We start from the raw sequence: 21577 nt of genomic DNA on the forward strand, positions 1-21577 counted from the left end.
TCCCGTCAGATGACGATGTCGTAGCCCTGCAGGTGGTTCTGCTCCTGCTCTTCGAGCGGCGTCGTGCCGAGATCCGTGATCTCCGGGGCGGGCGGCGTGTCGTCGATGGCGGAGGTCTCGCCATCCAGACCGAGGCTCATCAATGTCATCGCGGATGCACCTGCCGGTTCCAGCGAGAAGGACGAGAAGTCCTGCGAGCCGCCGTTGAAGGTCAGGCGCACGACCGTGGTACCCGCATCGAGCGCGACGCTGACGGTTTCGGTGTCCTGGAAGTTCGACCAAGTTCCGGTTCTGGGCGTCGCGACCGTCACCGTGTCGACTGCCGAGCCGTTGGTAAAGGTGGCCGTCACGCTGCGGTTCGGGCCGCCGGTTTCGCCAAGCGACATGGACAGGTTGAAGTCGTAAGTACCGGCCTCTGTCACGTTGATCGTGTATTCCAGCCATTCGCCGTTGGCGATCCAGCCCACGTCGCCGCTGCTGGTTATCTCGACCGACGAACCTGCGCGGCCACCATTGGTGCCACCCTGAAGGCCAGCGGCATCATTGTAAGCGACGCCTTGACCGCCATTGTCATACTCGACGCCGTCGAAGACGAGACCCGCATCGCCGAGTGCCGGAGCCACACCACCGAAGGGCTGCTGGCTGGCCGGCGCCGTCAGCGTGAAGGATGCCAGATCCAGCACGTAGCCGTTGGAAGCGAGCGGACCGTTGAAAGTCAACCGCAGCGTCTGCACACCTGCAGCGAGATTGATCGATATCGGCGCACTCTGGGCAAAGGCGGCGCTGTCGAAATTCGAACCGCCCGCGTGGCCATCGGCAAGGGTGACCGTGCCGAGCTGGGCCTGGCCATTGAGGGAGACGCCGATCGTGGCGCCGGCAACCGGCGTCTTGGCGTTGGCCGAGAAGGTGTAGGTCCCGGCTGTCGGCACATTGATCGTGTACTCCACCCACTCGCCCGGCTTAACATGGCCAATGTCGAGACCCGCACCGACCAGCTCGACACCGCGCCCCGGCCGGAAGGTCGGGTTGCTCGTCGGATTGTCGAGGCCAGCATTGTCATTCCAGGAAATCCCCTGGCCGCCATTGTCGAAGTTTGTGGCGTCGACGGTCAGCACCCCGTTGGTGAAGGTCGGGGCGGCTCCCGGATATGGCGTCTGCTGGTTGACCGGTGCCGTCAGCTTGAACGAAGCCAGATCCAACACATAGCCGTTCGATGCAAGCGGACCATTAAAGGTAAGCCTGAGCGTCTGCACGCCCGCGCCGAGGTTGATCGAGATCGGCGCACTGTCGGCGAAAGCCGCATTGCCGAAGTTCGATCCGCCTGCATGACCGTCTGCCAGCGTGACTGTTCCAAGCTGCGTCTGGCCGTTCAGCGAGACGGAAATGGTGGCCCCGGTCACCGGTGTCTTGGCATTGGCCGAGAAGGTGTAGGTTCCGGCCGTCGGCACATTTATCGTGTACTCCACCCACTCGCCCGGCTTCACATGGCCGATATCGAGGCCCGAGCCGACCAATTCGACATCACGGCCCGGCCGGAAGGTCGGGTTGCTTGTCGGGTTGTCGAGGCCTGTATTGTCGTTCCAGGAAATACCCTGGCCGCCATTGTCGAAGTTCGTCGCGTCGACTGTCAGCACGCCATTGGTGAAGCTCGGAGCCGTGCCGCCATAAGGTGTCTGCGGTCCGGTCGGCGGCGGCGTGGTCGTGTCAAAGAAGTTGACCGTGCCGTCATTGTCCGCATCAAGCCGCAGCGCATCGTTGATGCCGTCACCATTGGCGTCATTGGCAGCCGTCAGGGCATGCGGCTTGACGTTCTTGATGATGAACATGTGGTCGTTGTAGTCGTAATTTCCAGCGCCCGGATAATCCTGGATGGCGATATAGGTGCCGGGAATGACGTTGCCGTCGGCATCGAGCGCCTCGAAGAAGCGGATCAGATGACCCTGGTCCTCGCCGACGAGCTGGCCGAAATTCGGATCGATCTTGTTGGCTTCCGGGTCGGTCCACGAGGCGTAGGTCGGGCGGCCATCGACCGAGATGAACAGACCGAAGGGCGTGTTCTGGTTGATCACGCCGCGGGCGACGGATGCACCGGCACCGTTTCCCGTCACCAGTTGATCCGGGAGAACCGTCTGGCCCTGCTGGTCGTCATTGGCGAAGAGATTGGTCACGGCGCTCGATCCGACCTGGTGATAACCGAGGCGAGCGACATTGCCCTGCTGCAGGAAGGCCGCCATCTGGATGACCTCGACGCTCTTGGACGGGTCGAGCTTTTGCAGATAGGGCATCAGCACTTCGTCGCCGATCGTTTCCACCTTCCCGCCATTGGCAAGCTGGCCCTGCGCGATATCGGTCGAGTAACCAAATGCCTCGACAATCTGGGCGACAGTCGGCTCGGAATTGTTTTCGGAAAACTCCTGCGCCAGCCCGGCAAGCCGGATGACCTGCGCACCATCGTAATCGTTGGAGTTGATCGTCAGCGTCGCTTTGTAGAGATCCGCACCGGCAGTATTGGCGGCATGGGTACCCTTGAAGCGGACGGTGACCTGAACGGAGGCGCCGGCGGCAACGCTCGTCGGAACCGTGCCGACAAATTCGAAGGCCGAAGTATCCGACAGGACAAGGCTCGTCAGTGTCAGCGCGGTAAAGCCATCATTGGTGATGGTGAACGTCGCCTCGTTGCGGAAAGTCTGCGCGGCATTCACCGGCTGGTCGATATTGGTGAAGACCAGACGGTCGTCTGCTGCGGCATCATCGAGACTGGAAATGACCATATCCGCACCGAAACCGACCGGCTGGACGCCCTCGATGACGAAGAGGTTGTCGTTATAATCGTAGTTGATGCCGGTATAGTCCATGATGCCGAGATAGACATTCGGGATCACGTTGCCATTGGCGTCGAGCGCCTGGAACATTTTCACGGTATGCCCCTGCTGAGCGCCGGGTACGATGACCCCACCTGTCGGGTTGAGACGCGGGTCGGTCGAAAGGCCGGCCACGGTTATCCCGAAGATTTCGTTGCCCGCCCAGCCGTCAGGTATATCGTTGTTGGTGAAGTTGCGGGTGGCAAAGGTGTTGTCATTGCCGGCATTCGGCAGAAGCCGCTGGTTGTCGTTGCCTTCGTGGTTCCAGAAGGTCGTGCCCTGCCCCTTGTTGCCGGGATTGTGGATGCCGATCGTCGCGCCGCCAGGCCCGTGGAAAGCTGCGATCTGGGTGATCTTCGCGGTTGTCACGCCATCGGCGAGCTTCCAGTACGGCGACAGCACTTCCGTCTCATCGGTCTTGGCAAAGACGTCGTCGGTAGAGAGAACCGAGTTCTCGCCGCCGCCCTGCAGTCTCAACCCCTCGATCACGTTGCCGAAACCGAAGATCTTCCAGATCTCGTTGACATTGGGTTCCTGGCCACCCTCGTCGCGTGCCTGCCAGAAACCGGCAAGTTTCATGTTTGCGACAGGGCTGTCCTGATCATTGGTGATGAGTTTCAACTGGCCTTCAAAGACGGTCGAGGTCGCATCGACATTGGTGGTCGGCGGCGTATAGGCCGCACGATTGAAGACAACCGTCACATCAAGGAAGGAGCCGGGCGCGATCGTGGCGCCGTTGAGCGCATTCGGGTTCTGCAACACGAACGGGCCGGTGAGCTGGTAGTCGCTGATGGTCAGCGGCTCGGTGCCGGTATTGCTCAACCGCACCGTACCGGTATCCTTGAAGTCGCGCGGCGCGCCGGGTTCCACGGCATCCGGGTCCTCGATATAGGAGAAATGCAGCCGGTCGTCGAAATAGGCGGCATCGAGGCTCTGCACCGCGATATCGGCATTCGGATTGCCTGGCGCCGGCTGGATATCGAGATAGTCGAGACCGTTGGCACCCGGTGCGTTCGAGACGATGCGCAGCTGGTAGTTCTCACCGGCTTCGAGCGCCAGATAGACGGACTCCTCCCCTGCTGTGCCTGCGCCCGGGAAGGCGCTGATATCCACTTCGACGCCATTGAGGAACCACTTCAGCGACTGGCCATTGACTGCGTTGGCATTGGCCGCGACATCCAGCTTGTAGGTGCCATCCGCATCGACGGTGAAGTAGAAGTCGACGGTGCTGCCGTTGACGGTATGCGCCGAGCCATCGGTCGCCTCAAGCTCTATGCGGCCGGAGCCGTCGATCTCGGCGTAATCCGGTTCGAAGATGGCGACCGCATCCTTGGTGACCCGGATGTAGTCGATGTTCGGACCGACACCGCCCGGCGCTTTCAGGGTAATAACGTTTGTGCCGGCAGACAGGTCAAGTGTGACCGACTGCGGCCCCCAGACGGTTTCCCCGGCATTCGAGTTGGCGGCAAAAGGTAGCGTCTGGACCGCGACACCATTCACGAGAATAGTCATCGGGCGCGCGGCCTTTCCCGCACCAAGCGCATAGAGGATATCGAGGCCGTAGCTGCCGCTGGTGCCTGTCGAGATCGTCCAGCTGACCGACTGGTCGGCTGTGCCGACATAGTCGACAAAGGCGCCGCCGGACTGGTTGCGGTTTTCCGTGATGATCGCCGCACCGCCGAGATCACCCTTTTCCGCCTCGTATTTCACATAGGTCGTGCCGTCGACGACCATTTCGCCATCATTGGGAACGGCATTTCCTTCGCTCGCCACCAGCACTTCCAGCTGGTCGATATTCGGGCCGGTGTTAGAGACGGAACGGAGGGTGACCGTATTGGCGCCCGCCGTCAGAACGACCGGGATCTCGATCGTCTGCCAGTGGTTCCAGGGGTCGGAACCATCGGTCACCGACGTCGGCGCAAAGGACTGGACCTTGATGATCGTGCCGTTGATTTCAAGCTGCAATGGCCGGTCCGTCGTGCCGCCATTGGCATAACGGAAGCGCAGGATGGCATTGCCGGCCTGATCCGACGGAACCGAGAAATTGAAGCTGATGAAATCGGCATTGGTGGACCCGAAGTCGGCATAACCGCCCGGAATTCCATCATTGCTGTTGGTATTCCCGTCCGTGCCGTAAGCACCCGGACGCAGGCCGTTCACCGTACCGGCGACAGTGCCGGGTTCGATATTGGACGCATCGCGGATCTGGATCTGCGGTGCGGTCCCGTTCGGCACGACGACGGAGGTGCCGTCATTCGGTGTCCTGTCTTCGGCCTGAATGGTGGTGAGAAGCACGAAATCCTCACCGGAAGGCTCTTCGCCCGGCACGAAATTCAGGCTCACGGTCTTGCTGTTGAGCGCGTCGTCCGTGACTTCGAGGCTGGCAGTCACCGGCCCCGATGTTGTTCCGAGATCGATGGTGAACTGCTTCTGCGCATTGACGGTAATCGTCTGCTTCGGCCCGCCATCGAAGGAAATGCGGATCGCCGTGATATCGTCGTCTAGACCATCGATGCGGAAGATCGCGGCTTCAGAATCGGTAACGTCGACGGCGACGAGGGCGAGATTGTTGCCCTCGTCGGCCGTCAGATCCTGCGTAACGCCACCGGGCGCCGGGGTAAGCAGGATCAGCTGGCTCGCACCCGTGCTGCGGTTCAGCGTCATCAGGTAGAGCTGGCCGGTCACGGGGTTTTCGATGATGTCGAGCGGATCGATATAATCGTCGATGACCGAACCGTCGGGACGGCGCAGCACGTCGTCGTCGATGATATTGCCCTGGGCATCGACACGGATGTAGCGGACGTTATCGCCGGTTGAGAACTGGGCGAAGAGGACCGCGCCCTTGAGGTTGGAACCGAAGGCTCCGCCGGTATATTCGATCGCGCCGTTCGGCGACTGGTTGTAGCCGAGATTGTAGACGCCATCGAGATCGTAGTCCGGATCGGGCTGGACGCCGGTCTGGTATCCATCCGTATTGCTGTTGCCGTCATTGCCGCCGACAACCTCGTTCGGATCTCGGCCACCCGTCGGGTTGCCACCATTGAGGATATACTGGTCACGCAGAACGTTGGGATGGCCGTAATAGCCACCCTCGTCGATGGTGAAGAAATAGTCGTACTGTTTCGGCGAGTTGGCGATCGTCGTGTCGAGGCCCGGCTGGGTCGGATCGGTCGGCGTCTTGCCGCCCGAAGCGGTGCCGTTGGTCGGCACGTAGAGATTACCGTTCGAATGCCAGACAAGGTCGTAGGCATTGCGCACGCCGGTGGCATAGATGCTCAGCACGGCATCCGGGGCGAACGGATTGTAGAATGTCGAATGGGTGCCGTTCGCATTGAAGCTCGCAGCCGGCGACTGATAGCTCGGGTTTCCGGCGACACTGGGCTCGGTCTGTACGTTGAACCCGCCGGCCGGCGCATCGCGCGTCGGATCTATCTCGAGAATTGCCGCATTAAGCAGGCGTTCTGGACGGTTCCCCCACGCGCCGTCGGCAGCGCCAGCCGCGGAGTTGGATCCCTGGCTGAGATAGAGGAGATATTCCGGCTCGCCGTTGCTCGCAGTGTAATCGGGGTTACGGCGGAACTCCAGGCTGTTGGTCAGGTGGTCGCCACCTGAGCGCGGCAGGCCGGTGATATAAGTTTCCGCCGTCGAATTCTCGAAGACCTCGCTGAGCGTAACCTTGCTGACCCGGCCGGAGAATTCCGGCGTGTCGAACGCCTTGGATTCACGCGGGATCGGCGCGTTGTCGGAAATCCAGATCGTATTGGGATCTTCAGGATCGAAGACGAAGCCGACAATGCCGCGGCGTTCGCCTCCCGGTGCTTCGAGATAGCTGAGCGACAGCGTTTCCTGCGAGGCCTTGTCGATCGTCCCGTTAGGATTGACGTCCCAGCGATGGATTTCACCGGTGATGGTGGCGACATAAAGCTTGCCGTCAGGGCCGAACTCGATCGACGTATAACCGAAGGAGCCATCGGCAAAGCCGTTGAGAATGACGTCGGTCGAGAAGGCGACCTCGCGCGGCACGTCTTCCGGCGCCGTGCCCGTGACGAACGTGGTCGTCAGGTCCTGGAACTGCCTGAGCGGGCCGTTCGGATCGGTGATCGATCCGAGGTCCATCACGTCCTGAACCTTCAGCGTATAGCTGGTATTCTCCTTCAGATCCTGAAGCGGGCGGATGTTGAGCGTATCGGCGCCACCACTGATCTGGATCGCAACCGGCACTTCGATGCCGGTGAGTGTCTCGATCAGCGTAATATTGTCGGTATGGGTGATGTTCGGCCCGCGATTGCCTTCCGCCTGCAGGTTGATGCCGACGACGAAGGTCGAGGTTGGATCGATGCCGGTCGGCAATTCGCCATCCGGACCGATCGCGATCGAGACCTGGCCGTCTTCCAGCGAGGCAGCGACAGGGGCGACGAAGTAGGAGAAATCCTTGTCGGCGCTTCGGCCATCGCCCGGCGTGAGGTCGGGAATGCGCTCGACTTCGAGATACTGGATTTCGGTGTTGACGCCGCCGATCGAGTCCATCGTCAGCCTGCCGTCCGTTACCGTCACCACAGCTGTGACCAGCGTCGAGCGGAAACCGCCGCCGTTCTGGCTGCCGTTGATCGGGTTTGCCGGCGTCCACTCAGGCAAGACATTCACGCCTTCGAGGTTGATGATGTAGTTGGAATCGAAGGCTCCTGCCGTATCGCCGACCGACATCGTCACCTGATAGGTGCCGTTTTCGAGTGCCATTTCCCAGGCGCGTGCACCGGCGGCTCCGGCACCCGGATATTCGAAATGGGCGTAGGTCTTCTGCAGGCTGGACGCGCCGGAAACGGTGTCCTTGTACCAATGGGCATTTGCCGGTTGGGCGGATGCGATCGTGCCGTTGGCGGTTCCGTCGGCAACGCTTGCCTCGGTCACCCAGCCATAGGAGAAGCCGTTTCCGCGGTTGCCATATGCGGCACCGGTATCGGCAAGATAACCCGTCGGGGTCTGATATCCTGTCGGCAGGCCCTGCGTCGTCTGGCCTGGTGCCGGTTCAAAGTTGATCTTCACCACCGGCTCGAAGCGGATGAGATCGCGGGTTTCTCCTGGCCCCTCGTCTCCCTCGCGGCTGATCGTGACATTGTCGATATTCGGACCGTTGGTTGTCGTGTTGGCAATCGAAATGGCGTTGACGCCGGCGTCAAGCTCGATGTCGTAGGTAACCTCCACCCAGTTCGCCCAACCCTGGTCACCGGTGCCGCCGGTCGGGATGGTCGAGTTCATCGATATGGTCTGGTTCTCTCCGTTGATCGACAGCACCATCGGGCGATCCGTCGTGCCACCATTGGCATAGCGGATCGTCAGCTGATAGGTGCCCGCCTGATCGACGGTGACGTTGAAGCCGGCCTTGTCGCCAACCTCTCCGCCCATGTCGAGATAACCGCTGCCCTCATAGCCGGGACGCAGGCCGTTGCTGTCATAGGTCAGTCCGGGCCCGCTATTGCCGGCATTCGCTCCACCTTCCTTGTTGGTGGGCGTGCGATAAACGGTGTCGGCCGGCGTCGAGGCGTTCGCCTCGATATCCGTGATCGTGAATGTCTCGCCTTCGATTGTAACAGAGAACGGCTCGGTCGGGTTCTGCGGGCCTTCGCCATCCAGATATTCGAAAGTTGCCTGGTCGATATTGGGGCCACCGACCGCGCCGGCCGGAATTTCGAGGCGAATAGTATTAGCCCCAGCCGTCAGCGTCACCTCGACGCTTTTCTCGATCCAGGAATTCCAGCCCGTTGCGGCGGAGCCGGTGCCGGTGACCGGCCCTGGAACGAAGGAAACGGAGCCTTCGCTCTCGCCATTGACAGCCATGACAAGCGGACGATCCGTCGTGGCTCCGTTGGCATAACGGAATGTGACAAGGTAGGTGCCTGCTGCCGTCGCGTTTACGTTGAAAGTGATCGCATCGCCCGGATTGGAGCCGAAATCGATATAGGCACCGCCATTCGCGCCGGGACGATAATTGCCCGTTGCATCCAGACGGGTGGCATTGACCTCGCGGGTGAGAGACGTGTCGCTGTCGCCTGTTCCGGTATCGTTGACGGTGACCTTCGTTTCGTCTTCCGCCTGAATGGTGAGCGGCGCGACGACAACCGGACCGGCGATCGTGATATTCATCTGCGACTGCGCTACGTTACCCGCAGCATCGGTGACATAGGCGATCGCCGCGTAATTGCCCGATGCAAGCGCCGAACCGTCGACCGCATAATCGCCGTCGGCATCAGGATTGACCGTAACACGCGTCACGCCACCATCGAAGCTCATCTCCACCTTGACGATATCGTCGTCGATACCGGCAAGGTTGAAGTTGATGGAGTCGGCACCGGCGCCGCTCAAGGGTCCCTGCGGGCCGGAGAGGAACAACGGGATTTCGTCCGCATCAGCCGATGTATCGCCGGTCGAGGGCACATTGCCGGTAATCTCGATGGAATCGAGGTTAGGACCGGTCGTGGCACCCGGCGGGATGGCGAGCGAGAACGTATTGGTCCCCGCCTGCAGCGCCACCGTAACCGTCTGGAACGACCAGTTGTTGAAGCCTTCCGCCGGGCCGGACGTATTGGTGCCGGTGGCGACGAAGGGCAGAGATTGCGCCGTGCCGCCATTGACGACGAGATTGAGCGGGCGGGCGCTATTGCTGGCATAACGGATGCTGAACGTGTAGGTGCCGGCTGCCGGCACATCGACACTGTAGTTCAGGCGATCGCCCGCCGTGTCGCCGTAATCGACATAGCCGGTTCCGGAGAAGCCTGGACGCAGGCCATTGACGAGGCCCACGGTACCGGGGGATTCCTGGTTGCTTGGGTCGCGGATGGTCGTGATCGTCGTGTTCGAACCATTGTCCAGCAGCGTGATCGAGCCGGCTTCCGCCTGGATCGTGGTCGAGAACGGCACCAGGATCACCGGTTCGCCTACCGTGACTGAGAAGGTCACCGGTGCACTCGAAAGCTCACCATCGCTGGCGGCAACCGAAATGGCATAGGTACCGGCGGCCACATTGGTCGCGACGGTCAGCACGCCACCGGCAACGCTGATACCGGTCGGCAGCGCAGAGCCGTTGGCAAGGGTTGCGACATAGCTGACGCTGTCGCCCGCATCCGGATCGGTAGCGCCGAGTGCCGTTGCAAGGTTGATCGTTGTCCCCTCGCCGGCATCCAGCACGACATCGGCGATATCGGCTCCCACCACGAGCTTCGGGGCTTCGTTGACGTCACCGACATTGATCGCCAGGTTCGTGGTGGTCGAAAGACCCTGGGTGTCGGTTGCCTTGACGGAGACGGTTACGGTCTCCTGCGCCTCGTGATCGAGGCTTACGCCATCGGCGAGACGGATCGTGTTGCCTTCGATGGTGAAGCGCGTATCCGTCGTCGTGTAGACGATCGCGGCGCTGTTGCCATCCGGATCGGTGGCCGAAAGCGTGCCGATGATGCCCGCGACGACATTTTCGTTGATCGAGCCACCCGTCAGTGTCACAGCGCCTGGTGCCTGCTGCACCGGCCCGGTGGTCGGGGTGAAGGTCAGCTTGTCGATACGCAGGTGCTCGCCGCTATCCGACTGGCCGGAAAGCTGCGCGATGGTTGTATTATTGATGAAGACCGGACTGGTGAAGGTGATGGTCTTCAGGTTACCGGCCTGCGCGGCATTGCCACGCGCCGACGGATTGTCGAACGTGCCGTTATTGTCGAAGCTCAGATTGCTCGCCAGAACCGTTTCGCCGATTTTCAGGGAGAAGGTGGCGCTGCCGTCTGTCTCATCGAAGACGCTGATGGTGACGGTGTACCAGCCTTCGGTCACGCCGTTCTGCGATAGAACGGTGGTGACATTGGCAGACTGGTTGGCATTGGTGCGGATCAACTGGCCGCCGGAAGCGGCGGGTGCAGCCGAGAGATAGAAGCCGGTCGCCGAGCCCAGACCGGTAAACGCTTCCGCTTCGACGACGAAGCTTGTCTCGCCTGTGGCCTCACCGCCGATCAGGAACGGAACCTGGATTTCCGCACGCAGGCCGGAAGGATCGGTCGCGACAACGGTAAAGAAGCCCTCGCCCGGCTGCGTCGGTGTACCGACAATGACACCCTGCGCATTGAGGCTGAGGCCGGGCGGAAGGTCTTCGACGGAGAAGGTCAGCTGATCGCCGTCGACATCGGAAAACGCATCGCTGAAGGACGAGATGTCGATTGATACCTCGTCTCCCGTCATCGCTTCCATCGGCTCGAACTGGATCGACGTGTCGGCGACCGGTGCATCGTTGATGTCGGCAACAGTCAGGACGAAATCGCTGCTGGTCGAACCACCACGGCCGTCTGTCGCGACAACGGTAACCGTATAGCTTCCCGGCAGTGCCGCGATCGGGCCTGAGAGAACCCCGTCCTCGAAGACGAGGCCGGCAAAACCCTGGGCGGGAACACCCAGCGCAGTCTTCACGTCCAGCGTATAGGTCAGCGTATCGCCATCCGCATCGACGAAGGGAAGGTCGACTTCGAGCAAACCGCGCTCGTTGATGCTCATGTCGGCAAAACCACCGCCGACAATGCCGGGAACGGTATTTTCCGGTTCGATCTCGGCAAGCTGCACGTTGGAGAAGCTGACCGAGCCGAGGCCGTTGCTGGCCTGGTCATCGTCGGCGATGAACACCAGCGAACTGATCGTCTTGCCCGCATGGGCCGAAAGATCGATGGTGACCGTAATAATCTGGCCGGGTGTTCCGGCCGAGCCGTTGCGCAGGTCGATGAAGGAAGGCTGGTTGTGGTTGCCGGCGATCTGGTAGATCGACTTGTCGCTCGCCTCGAAAGGCAGCTCGTCGTTGTCGAAACCGATAGCGATGATTTCCGATAGCGAACTCCCGATAGTGACCTTCAAGGTCAGCTGGGTGTTGTCGGTGATCGTGTAGCTTTCTCCGAGCAACGCGCGTTTCCAGAAATTCCCGTTAAGGGTGAGCGTATTGCCGCCATCGGCAATGACGCCGCCGGGACCGCTGTCCTGCGCGCTGTAGGGCGTCAGGCCGGCGTGGTTGAAGACGAGTGACTGCGGATCAGCCGGTTCGACCGGCTGATCCGGCGCGTCGGTCACGCCGAAGGTAAAGGTTTGCGTGGTCGTGAGCACCCCATCGGTGGCGCTGACGACGATCTGGACAGACGGTTCTGCGACAAAGTCGAAGCTGGCGCCCGGTGCGACGATCAGCTGGCCGCCATTGATCAAGAAACGTGCGTCGCTGACCGCATAGGACAGCAAGTCGCCATCCGGGTCGGATCCGCCGACCGTGCCCAGCACAGTGCCCTGCGCCACGTTTTCCACGAACGTGTTTGCGCCCGTAAACGAAATGCCGGTCGGCGCTTCGTTGATATCGGCGATCGTGACAGTGATGGCCTGTGTGGCGGTGGTCTGTCCGTCGCCGACGGTCACGGTGGCGGAATAGACACCATCGCCATCCGCATCGTTCGGGCTTTCGAAATCGGGCGCTGCGATCAGCGACAGGTTGCCATTGGTATCGATGGTGAACCTGTTCGCATCGGCACCGGAGAGCGCATATTGCAGCAGGTCTCCATCGTCGTCGGAGGCGCTGATCTGGCCGACAGCAAGGCTGTTCTCGTTGATGACGAAGCCCGGTTCGCTGGAGATTTCCGGCGCCGCATTGGTGGGATCGACAGGGTCGACCGGCTCAGGAGCAACGGTGATGCTGACCGTGATCGGGGTCGAACTGAGCGTACCGTCAGAACCGACAATCTCCACCGAATAAGAGCCCGGATCGACACTTGCAGCAATCGCGAGCTTGCCCGCAACGATCGAAAAGCCGTCCGGCAGCTCTTCGGCATTGGCGATGACGAGCGAGACATCGTCGCCATCCACATCGTCGGTCGTCAATGGAAGCTCGATGACATGCGCACTGCCTGCGACCACGTTCTGCGGGGCGACGCTGCCAAACAGCAGCGGTGTATCATTCACCGAAGCAACCGTGACGGTAACGGTGGACGTATCGCTCAGGCCGTCCTGATCGGTCACCGTGTAGCTGATCGATGCCGAGCCATGAAAGTCGGCAGCCGGTGTGAAGGTGATGACGGTGCCAAGAACCAAGACGGTGCCTTGTTCTGCCGGCACCGTTGCGATGATGGTGAGCGTATCATCTTCGGCGTCGGAAATCAGTTCCGCAACGTCGATCGTGATCGACGTGTCCTCGACGCCTTCAACCGTCAGGTCGAGCGCAATCGGAGCGGTATTTTCGACCGGCGTCGGATCGGCTTCCAAAAGCTTGATGACGAACTTGTCGATATTGGGACCGGTCGTGACGCCGGCGCCGCTGAGGATCAGTGTGTTGGAGCCGGCCTCAAGATGCACCGTGACGGTTTCGACTGACCAGCCTTCCCAGCCCTGACCGATACCGGTGGCACCGGCCGGGGCTGTCTGGACATTGGTGGGAAGATCGGTCGGGCGCGCCCTCACCGCATTGGCCTGTGTGGAGGCGAAGTTGAGCGTGTGTAGCGGATCGCCTGCGACCGCGTCGCTATAAAGCTTCAACGGCCGGTTTGTTGTGCCGCCGTTGGCATAGGTGACCATGAACGAATAGGTGCCGGAAACGGGAACGTCGAATGTCATCGACACCTGCGCAGCGGCACTCTGCGCCCAGTCGAGATAGGATTCGCCTTCGGCGCCAAATCGGAAGATTTCGCTCGCAGGCGTGTTTGACAGATTGATCGGCCGATTTATCGCGCCGTTGGAATTGTTGCCGACCTGGGTCACAAGGCTTTCCGCCTGGATCACGATCATGTTCGGATCGGCATTGCGGATTTCCAGATAGTCGATATTCGGCCCCGAAAAGCCGTTCGCCGTCAGGCGGATCGTGTTTTCTCCGGCCTGCAGCAGAACGCGGGTCCCGCTCTCCGAATAGGTGGCGTTGTTTGTCGTGCCATTGAAGTCGAAGACGCGATCCCAAAGCTGGCCATTCACGTCGAGACGCATCGGACGGGTGGTAACGGTCGAGGAAAACGCATAACCGAAACCAATGTCGTAGAAACCCGCCTGGCCAACGGAGAATGTCCATTGGATATACTGGCCGTTGCCGATATTGTTATTGGTCCCGACGCCGGCGAAATCGACATAGGCGTCGCCATCGGCCGCGTCCGCATTCGGAATATCGGTCGCGCCCGCTGTGTCCTTATGAACGACATTCGGATTGGTGGTCACGTTGCCACCGGAATTGCCGAGCGTGGCGACTTCAGCCTGAATGCGTAAGGGCATGGCTGTTACGACCGGCGGCTCAATCACCGGTTCGACTGGTGGCTCCACCGACGGCTCGACCACTTCCTCAACCACGTTCTCCGAAGGTTCGTCTGCGACCAGAGCCGGGTTGTCTACCGAAGGCTCTACCGTGACCAACGCAGCTACGGAGCGGTTAACCGCCTGTCCTCCGATCTCGATCGGCGCAACATACGAAACGGGACCGCCCTCGCGGCCGGAAGAAGAGATATCACCGGCGCCGATGAAGCGGAAATCGCGCCCGCTCGTTTCCGGTATTGCAGCGGAAGCCAAATCAGCCGGCGCAGCTTGCGGTACGGTACCGGTCGTCAGGTTCGCCTTGCCATCCGGTGTTGCAGACGCCTCTTCCTGGGTTTCGTTCGATGCATTGGCGGTGGCAGACAAAGGTGTCGCTGCAAGACTTGCAACCTCTTCGGCCCGTGGCGCAGGCGGCGTATCGTCAGGGGCAGCACCAACCCTCGGCTTTTCCTCCGTCGCGTGCTGGACACTGGGGCTCAGCGCCAGCGCAACCGCGCCGACGGCGGCAATGTTCAACCCGGCAAGGGCTGCCGATGTCAGGAGCGAACGGCCGGACTTGCCGCCACTGGCAGGGCCCAGGTTGCTGACGCTGGCAATTTCCGCACCGGCATTGTTGAGCGACGAGAAGGTCAGGACATGCATGCCCTCTGCAAGATCGATATGAAGGACCCTGTTGGAGAAGGTCGTCCAAGAGCCGGTCGGCTCAAACTCGATGACTTCCGGCACCTGGCCACCGACGGACAATGTCGATCGAAGAGGTTCGTTACGGCCATTGGAAAAGGCGATCAGGATTTCCTGTAGGCCACCCACTGACACGTCGAGAAGAAAGCCTTTGGCCCCGGCTGCCTCGCCGACAGTTACCCCCAGCGGGGATGTCAGCTCAGCAACGGAAGTCACGATGATTTTGCCGGATTTGCTTTCGTTATCCATGATCGCCCCCAAAAGGAAGAGCGCTGATATCGCGCTCGAAGTGCTCCGACAGCCCGTGATTGTCCGGGCTTGTCCCCACCCCGCAGTGTGCTTGAGGCGATTGCGATCACAAACATCCCAAAAGGCCGAAGCGCTTGGTCAATTGAGGTAAACGAATGATTAACGACTAAACAAAACGCGCAGCCCCCTACCCGAAACGCCAATTTCTGAATGAAACCGGCAAAGCGCCACTTGCAATCGCAGTGGGGCAAAAGAGAGCATCTATTGAGCTGAAGCGGCAGGCTCGCCAAGGATGGGGCTATCTGGAGACCTTTGAGACGCCGCAAGCGCGGAACCGAAGCCGACGGCAAGAGCAGGATCCTGTTCACGTCTTGAATTCGAAGAACCATAATCCAAACGGGATAAGACAGATGGGATGGTTGTCCCGCAATCGCGCCGAGCGGCGCGGGAAACGCATGCTCAGGCGATAATCGATGCCTGGAGTAGGAGCGTTTGGGTGAATTCGGGCATGAATGTTCGTAGATTGACGGCAACAAAGCCGCAAATAGCCGACATTACGGTTGTTGCCGGCCGGAAGAGATCCGAGCCAACCTGAATGCCCTTGTGACCCACGGCATAAAGCGCCGCTTGGGTGCGATTCTGCATTCCGAGCTTTTTCAGGATGGCCCGAACATGGACGCGAACGGTGCTTTCTGTGATATCCAGTTTTCGGCCGATAACCTTGTTGCTCGCGCCCTTCGAAATCAGTCCGAGCACAGCATGTTCGCGATCTGTAAAAGAGCATCCCTCAAGGGCCCGGGCATTCGTGTCGTCGTTAAGGCCGGAGTGTCCCAAGCCCGCAACGGCAACCGTCGGCAATAGCGTGATCCCATGACGAACGATGCGCGCAGCAAGCGCTATTTCCTGCAGCGAGGCACCATCAGGCAGCAACGCGCCCACTTTGCCGATGATTGATCGATACTCGTCGACACTTTGGTTTGCCCGCATCAAGACGATAATGTGCGATGTGTCGACGGCGTCGTTGTCACGATTGAGTTGCGCAACCAGTTCTTTCGGATTGACCGCGTCGATGATGACGACAGTGTCGTCCCAGTCGATTACCAGGTCCGCCACGCTTGAGAAGGAAGGAGAGTGTGAGACCTGCGCAAACTCAGTTCTTATGGCTTGCGCCATGGCACAAGCAACGATCGTGCTGTCACTCACAAGAAATACTGAAACACGCATATTCCTTCTCCCCCAAGACACTAATAAAGGAAATAAAAAAATAATCTACACTTTAATTCCCAGGTGTCGAAAAAGGTTATTTTGGAAAAGCGCTAAGCATCTATACTTCGTCGATTATTCAAGCATTGACAGCAAAATATTCATGAACAGATGGAGTGCGTGCCTTACTCTCTAATGAGCTGCTGATGGTAACAAGTATCAATCAGCAGGCATCACTTTCGATACTTCGACATAGAAGTTCGGTCTCTGTAAAATGATCTCTCGATACGGGCCGTGTGGGTTCCGTTCTGCTCTTATGAGAGCCCTGTCCGTATTCGTTGAGAGGAGCTAGTAACCGGCGGTTCGATCAACTTGACCTTCCGGAATCTCGCAATGCTTGATAGCTTCGATCGCGCGCAGAACATGCGCCGTACCGGCGGCGGGATCGACCCAACTGGCAATGTGCGGCGTCACAGTAACCCTCTCTTCGCCCCAAAAAGGGTGGTCTGACGCCAATGGCTCCTTGCAGAATACGTCGAGCATGGCGCCACAGATCTGGCCGCTGCGCAACGCTCTCAGCAGGTCCTCCTCGACCAACTGTTCTCCACGCCCGGCATTTATGACGTAGGCACCTTGCCTCAACGCTGTGAATGTTTCCCGATTGAGGATGCCGATCGTTTGTTCGGTATGCGGAAGAAGACTGATCAAGATATCGGTCTCAGCCAGGAAGGACTTAAGACCACCCGCTCCGCCAAAAACGTCTAAACCTTCAACCGGCCGCCCGCTTCGGTTCCAGCCGCGAACCCTGTATCCCATCGCCGCCAGCGCCCGGGCGCTAGCCTTGCCGAGGCCGCCCATGCCCATGATGCCGATCTGCGGATTTGAGAGATCGAGTTTCTGCCAAATCTTTGCAGCCTGGTTCGCACGCATCTCATCCATGCGGCGATGATGGTTGAGCACCGCCATGACGACGTATTGCACCATGCCATCTGTGATCGACTTGTCGACCATGCGTACGATCGGCAAATGTAGCGGGATCGTGTCGTCGCTCAGGAGATGATCGACGCCCGCCCCCAGCGAGAACACCGCCTTGAGATTGGGGTAACGCGCAATCTCTCCGGCGCCCGGTGCCCAACAGAGCACATAGTCAACCTCTTCCAGCGGCCCCGTTTCGGGCCAGGCATGGACGACAAGATCGGGTGCTTGACTGGCGAATGCCTGCTGCCAGGGAGCCGTCGGGGCGTTTTTTCTGATGATGACGAGGCTCACGCGGCACTCCACAAGCGCATTCAAAAAAGACGCCGGAAAGCGCGATCGGGATGCAAAGCTCCCGCAAAGCTTTCCGGCGACATGAAGGTCAGGACGAACGGCTCATTGTTCGATCATCTTGTTCCAGCGGCTGTTCCATTCGGCGCGCTTGGCATTGATCGCATCCCAATCAAGAACGACGGCAGTCTTCATGTAGGTCTGGAATGCATCAAGCTTCACCTTGCCTTCCGGCGTCGAGGCAACAGCTTTCGGGTTGGACGGGTAGACATCGCCCGCATCGAGCGCCGCGGACTGCGCATCGGCCGACAGCAGATAGGCTGCAAGCTTCTGCGTCAGTTCCGGCTCGTTGTTCTTGGCGATCGTGCAGGCCGTGTACATCAGCACCACGGAGCCTTCCTTCGGCTGAGCGTATTCGACCGGAATACTCTGGGCCTTGAGTGTGCTGACCGCCGTCGGGGTCAGCGGGAAGATGGCCGCTTCGCCTGCTTGGGTCATTTCGGAAATCTTCGCCGAGCTCGGAATATATTCGAGCACGTTCTTGCCGATCGTCTCGCCGAACTTCGTGAAGCCCGGTTCGACATTGGTTTCGTCACCGCCCTGGATGCGGTTGAACATCAGGAAGGCGTGCAGGCCGAAGGACGAGGCGGATGCCGACTGGAAGACCACCTTGTCGGCAAATTTCGGATCGGCAAAATCCATCCAAGAGGTCGGGGCGGCCCAGCCGTTATCGGCAAACAGCTTGGTGTTATAGGCGATCCCGGTCATGCCCATGTTGACACCGACGGCCATGTCGTCCTTCATCCGGGCTGCCTTATTAACTTCGGCAAGCTCCGGGCTTTCCTTGAGTTTTTCGCAAAGGCCGAGGCCGATGGCGCGATACATGATGCCATCGTCGAGGAACATCAGGTTCATCTGCGGCGCATCCTTTGCAGCGGTCGCCTTGGCGAGAATATCGCTGGATGTGCCCGGCACGACGACAATCTTCACGTCATTGGCCTTTTCGAAGGCCGGGAAGACAGCCTGGGTGAACGTGCGTTCCAGATTGCCGCCGTTCATCCCGACATACAGGGTTTTGGTTTCGGCATGGGCCGAACCGGCAACGGTCAGGCATGCGATGCTGGCGGCGAGTGCCGCATGGATGGATTTCATCATTCACGTTCCCCTTGATTGAGGGCTCTGCGGTGGAGCGCCGGCGCCCGAGCCCTTGGCGGCGTCGACGAAGAAGCGAGTGATCGAAAAGGCATCGATCGGTGTGGTCGTCTTACCCGTGGTAATCAGCTCGGCGATGACTTCGCCGACACCCGGCGCGATCTGGAAACCAGCACCGGAAAAACCGAAGGCATGGATCAGCCCGGATGTAGTGCCGCTTTGACCGATCACCGGGTTCTTGTCCGGCATCGCCCCTTCCGTTCCCGACCAGAACCGGATTGCATGGGCATGTTTCAGCGACGGGAAAAGCCGCGCTGCGCGTTGCATCACTGTCGTGACGCCGACATCCGTCGGGCGGGAAAAATCGGCATTGTCCGCGCGGGCAACTCCCCGCTGGCCCCCGATAACGCAATTGCCGCGCTCTACCTGCCGAGCATAGACCTCGCCGCCCTCTACGCCGGTATTGACGGTCATGAACACTTTCATCGGCTCGGTGACGATCATCGACGGATAGATCCGGCCGAGCGGCACGCCCTCCCCGAAAATGTCGGCAAACGGCCCCGCCCAGGCACCGGCGGCATTGACCAGATGCGTAGCGCGGATAGCCGGTACACCCTGCGCCTCGACGAGAAACCCTTCGGCTTCCTTCGAAACGCCAAGCACCGGCGTCTGTTCGTAAATTTCGGCGCCCGCCCGCCTTGCGGCGGCGGCAAAGCCGGCAGACACGAGGCGCGGATTGGCCTGCCCATCATCGGCTGAAAACGAAGCGCCGACCGCGATATCGCGATCGATCCACGGGAAGCGCTCGGCAAGGGCATTGGCGCCAAGCAGTTCAAGCTTCAGGTCGCTCGATGCAGCGCCTCTGGCATAGGCTTCGAGCGAGGCCATTTCCGCCTCGTTGCGGGCAAGTTTCAGCTGACCGGTGCGGCGAAACTCGCCATCGATGCCGATCAACTGCCTGAGCTTCGGCCAGATCGCATGGGCGCGCTGCGCCAGCGGCAATTGCTCGACCGGGCGGCCCTGGCGGCGCACGCCGCCGTAGTTGACGCCGCTCGCCTGCGCGCCACAGAACCCGCGTTCCAGCAAGGCAACCGAAAGGCCCATCTGCCTCAAGGCCAGCGCTGCGGAACAACCGACAAGACCGCCACCGATGATCGCGACATCGACCTTCATTCCGCAGCCTCCCCAGTGATTGAGGGCGCGATCGCGGAGTAGGACATGGGCAGCGGCTTGACCGGCGCCTGTCCGCGCAGGCGACCTACGGCCGAAATAGGCCGGCCGGTCGAGGCGGCGAGCAGTTCGGCAGCAGCCGAACCGCAGACACGGCCCTGGCAACGTCCCATGCCGACCCGGCTTACCGCCTTCAGCCTGTTCATCTCGACAATGCCGAAATGATCGGTGACGTCACGAATGGCCGAAACATCGATCTCCTCGCAACGACAGACCATCGTGTCGCCCGGAAGGTCGGCGATCCAGTGCGACGGGAAAGGAAAGGATTGTTCGAGAATGGTGCGGAAAGCAAAGATCCTGCGCAGTTCTTTTTCAAGCACGCCTGCCCGACGCGGATCGACGGCAAGGCCGCGGTCTTCGATCAACGATAGCGCTGCCCTCTCACCGGACATCTCCGCGGCATCGGCGCCGGCAATGCCGGATCCGTCACCGGCAAGATAGACCCCGGCGACACTGGAGCGGCGAGCGGCATCCGTTTGCGGCAGGAAAACGCGATCCCGTTCGTTGAAGGCGAACCGGCAGTCGGCGAGATCGGCAAGCTGTGTTTCCGGCTTCAGCCCGAGCCCAAAGCCCGCACCATCGCAGGCCAGATGCCGGCGTTTGCCGCGCACCTCGAAGGAGACGCCCTCGATGCGGCTCGTCCCCTCGAAGCGAAGTTTGTTGATGCCGTAGTGGAAGGCGACACCCTTCATCATCATTTCGACAACGAAGCGCGTGCCGCGCAGGACGATGGCGGGGAAGCTCGGCAGGGCCTTCATCATTGCCATTTGCGCGGTGAGCGGTGCGGCGTCCAGCACCGCCGCCACCTTCACCCCGGCTTTCATATATTGCCAAGCGACGAGATAAAGCAGCGGTCCAGTGCCGGCAAAGACGACGCGCGAACCGATGACGCAACCCTGCGCCTTCAAGGCGATCTGCGAGCCACCAAGCGAAAATACGCCGGGCAAGGTCCAGCCGGGAACCGGCAGAATGCGGTCCATCGCTCCGGTCGCAAGGATCAGCCCATCATGGGCGAGCCGGCGATGCCCGCCATTCGTCGCCACATCGGCAATGCCGTCCGACAGGTTCCAGACCAGCGTGTTGGGCAGATAATCGATCTTGCCCTGCAGCCCGGCGAATTCTCCATGCAGCCGCTCGGCTTTGGGCGCTTCCGAGCCATACCGCGCTTTAGCATCGCGACCATCCGGCACGAAAGGCTGGCGATAGATCTGTCCACCACAGGCCGGCGCTTCGTCGACGACGATCGGCCGAATCCCCACCGCGACAAGCGTGGCCGCGGCACGAATACCGGCTGGGCCGGCTCCGACGATGAGAGGTTGGGCACGATCTTTTACAGCGTCACTCATGCGGCCTCTCCCGCCCCGGTGATCGCTTGGGTGATCACCTGCATGCCTTCCACGAGCGGGGTGGAACAGGCACGCACCCGCCCACCGCTTGTGAGTGTGACCCAGCAATCCTGGCAAGCCGACATCTGGCAGAAACCTGCCCGCGGCTCATGGCTGAAATCGCTGGGCCTGAGCCGTTCATCGATGGTGAGGATGGCGCTGAGCAGCGTGTCACCGCGCCGTCCCTCGCAAGGTTTGCCGTTCAGCGAAAAGCTGATCGGAACTTCATTCTGTCGCGCAACGCGATGCAGGAGCGGCATTTTC

The 21577-nt window shown here is 60.5% G+C and carries 7 protein-coding genes; all 7 read right to left on the reverse strand.

Annotated features, from left to right (window positions below):
• Positions 1-5: 5 nt before the first annotated feature.
• The 7 genes from JZX87_RS20865 to JZX87_RS20895 all read right to left on the reverse strand — a co-directional run bounded on the left by JZX87_RS20865 (position 6) and on the right by JZX87_RS20895 (position 21573).
• Positions 6-15077 carry a carbohydrate-binding protein gene (locus JZX87_RS20865; protein ID WP_206827739.1) on the reverse strand — a complete coding sequence of 5024 codons (15072 nt, stop codon included), beginning with the start codon at positions 15075-15077 and terminating at the stop codon, positions 6-8.
• Between the two features lie 459 nt (positions 15078-15536).
• Positions 15537-16301 (reverse strand): LuxR C-terminal-related transcriptional regulator, encoded by a 765-nt coding sequence (locus JZX87_RS20870; RefSeq protein ID WP_206827741.1) that lies wholly within the window; start codon positions 16299-16301, stop codon positions 15537-15539.
• A 327-nt stretch (positions 16302-16628) separates the two neighbouring features.
• On the reverse strand, positions 16629-17549 hold the full coding sequence (locus JZX87_RS20875; protein WP_206827743.1) for a 2-hydroxyacid dehydrogenase: 921 nt from the start codon (positions 17547-17549) through the stop codon (positions 16629-16631).
• A gap of 102 nt (positions 17550-17651) precedes the next feature.
• Positions 17652-18698: an ABC transporter substrate-binding protein gene (locus tag JZX87_RS20880; protein ID WP_206827897.1), complete on the reverse strand. Its 1047-nt coding sequence runs from the start codon at positions 18696-18698 to the stop codon at positions 17652-17654.
• A 3-nt stretch (positions 18699-18701) separates the two neighbouring features.
• Complete coding sequence (locus JZX87_RS20885) at positions 18702-19871, reverse strand: NAD(P)/FAD-dependent oxidoreductase (protein WP_206827745.1); 1170 nt, start codon at positions 19869-19871, stop codon at positions 18702-18704.
• Positions 19868-21274 (reverse strand): FAD-dependent oxidoreductase, encoded by a 1407-nt coding sequence (locus JZX87_RS20890; protein ID WP_206827747.1) that lies wholly within the window; start codon positions 21272-21274, stop codon positions 19868-19870. Before JZX87_RS20890 ends, JZX87_RS20885 begins: the two co-directional genes overlap by 4 nt.
• The gene (locus tag JZX87_RS20895) at positions 21271-21573 is read right to left on the reverse strand and encodes a (2Fe-2S)-binding protein (protein ID WP_148144727.1); all 303 of its coding nucleotides are present in this window, start codon (positions 21571-21573) and stop codon (positions 21271-21273) included. Before JZX87_RS20895 ends, JZX87_RS20890 begins: the two co-directional genes overlap by 4 nt.
• Between the last annotated feature and the right edge of the window lie 4 nt (positions 21574-21577).

The organism is Agrobacterium sp. Ap1 (genome assembly GCF_017313375.1).
Taxonomy (GTDB): Bacteria; Pseudomonadota; Alphaproteobacteria; order Rhizobiales; family Rhizobiaceae; genus Neorhizobium; species Neorhizobium cellulosilyticum.

Excerpts from the sequence above, each read along its gene's own strand:
- JZX87_RS20865 (WP_206827739.1), bottom strand. The coding sequence starts at position 15,077 with ATGGATAACGAAAGCAAATCCGGCAAAATCATCGTGACTTCCGTTGCT.
- JZX87_RS20870 (WP_206827741.1), bottom strand. The coding sequence starts at position 16,301 with ATGCGTGTTTCAGTATTTCTTGTGAGTGACAGCACGATCGTTGCTTGT.
- JZX87_RS20880 (WP_206827897.1), bottom strand. The coding sequence starts at position 18,698 with ATGAAATCCATCCATGCGGCACTCGCCGCCAGCATCGCATGCCTGACC.
- JZX87_RS20885 (WP_206827745.1), bottom strand. The coding sequence starts at position 19,871 with ATGAAGGTCGATGTCGCGATCATCGGTGGCGGTCTTGTCGGTTGTTCC.
- JZX87_RS20890 (WP_206827747.1), bottom strand. The coding sequence starts at position 21,274 with ATGAGTGACGCTGTAAAAGATCGTGCCCAACCTCTCATCGTCGGAGCC.
- JZX87_RS20895 (WP_148144727.1), bottom strand. The coding sequence starts at position 21,573 with ATGCCGCTCCTGCATCGCGTTGCGCGACAGAATGAAGTTCCGATCAGC.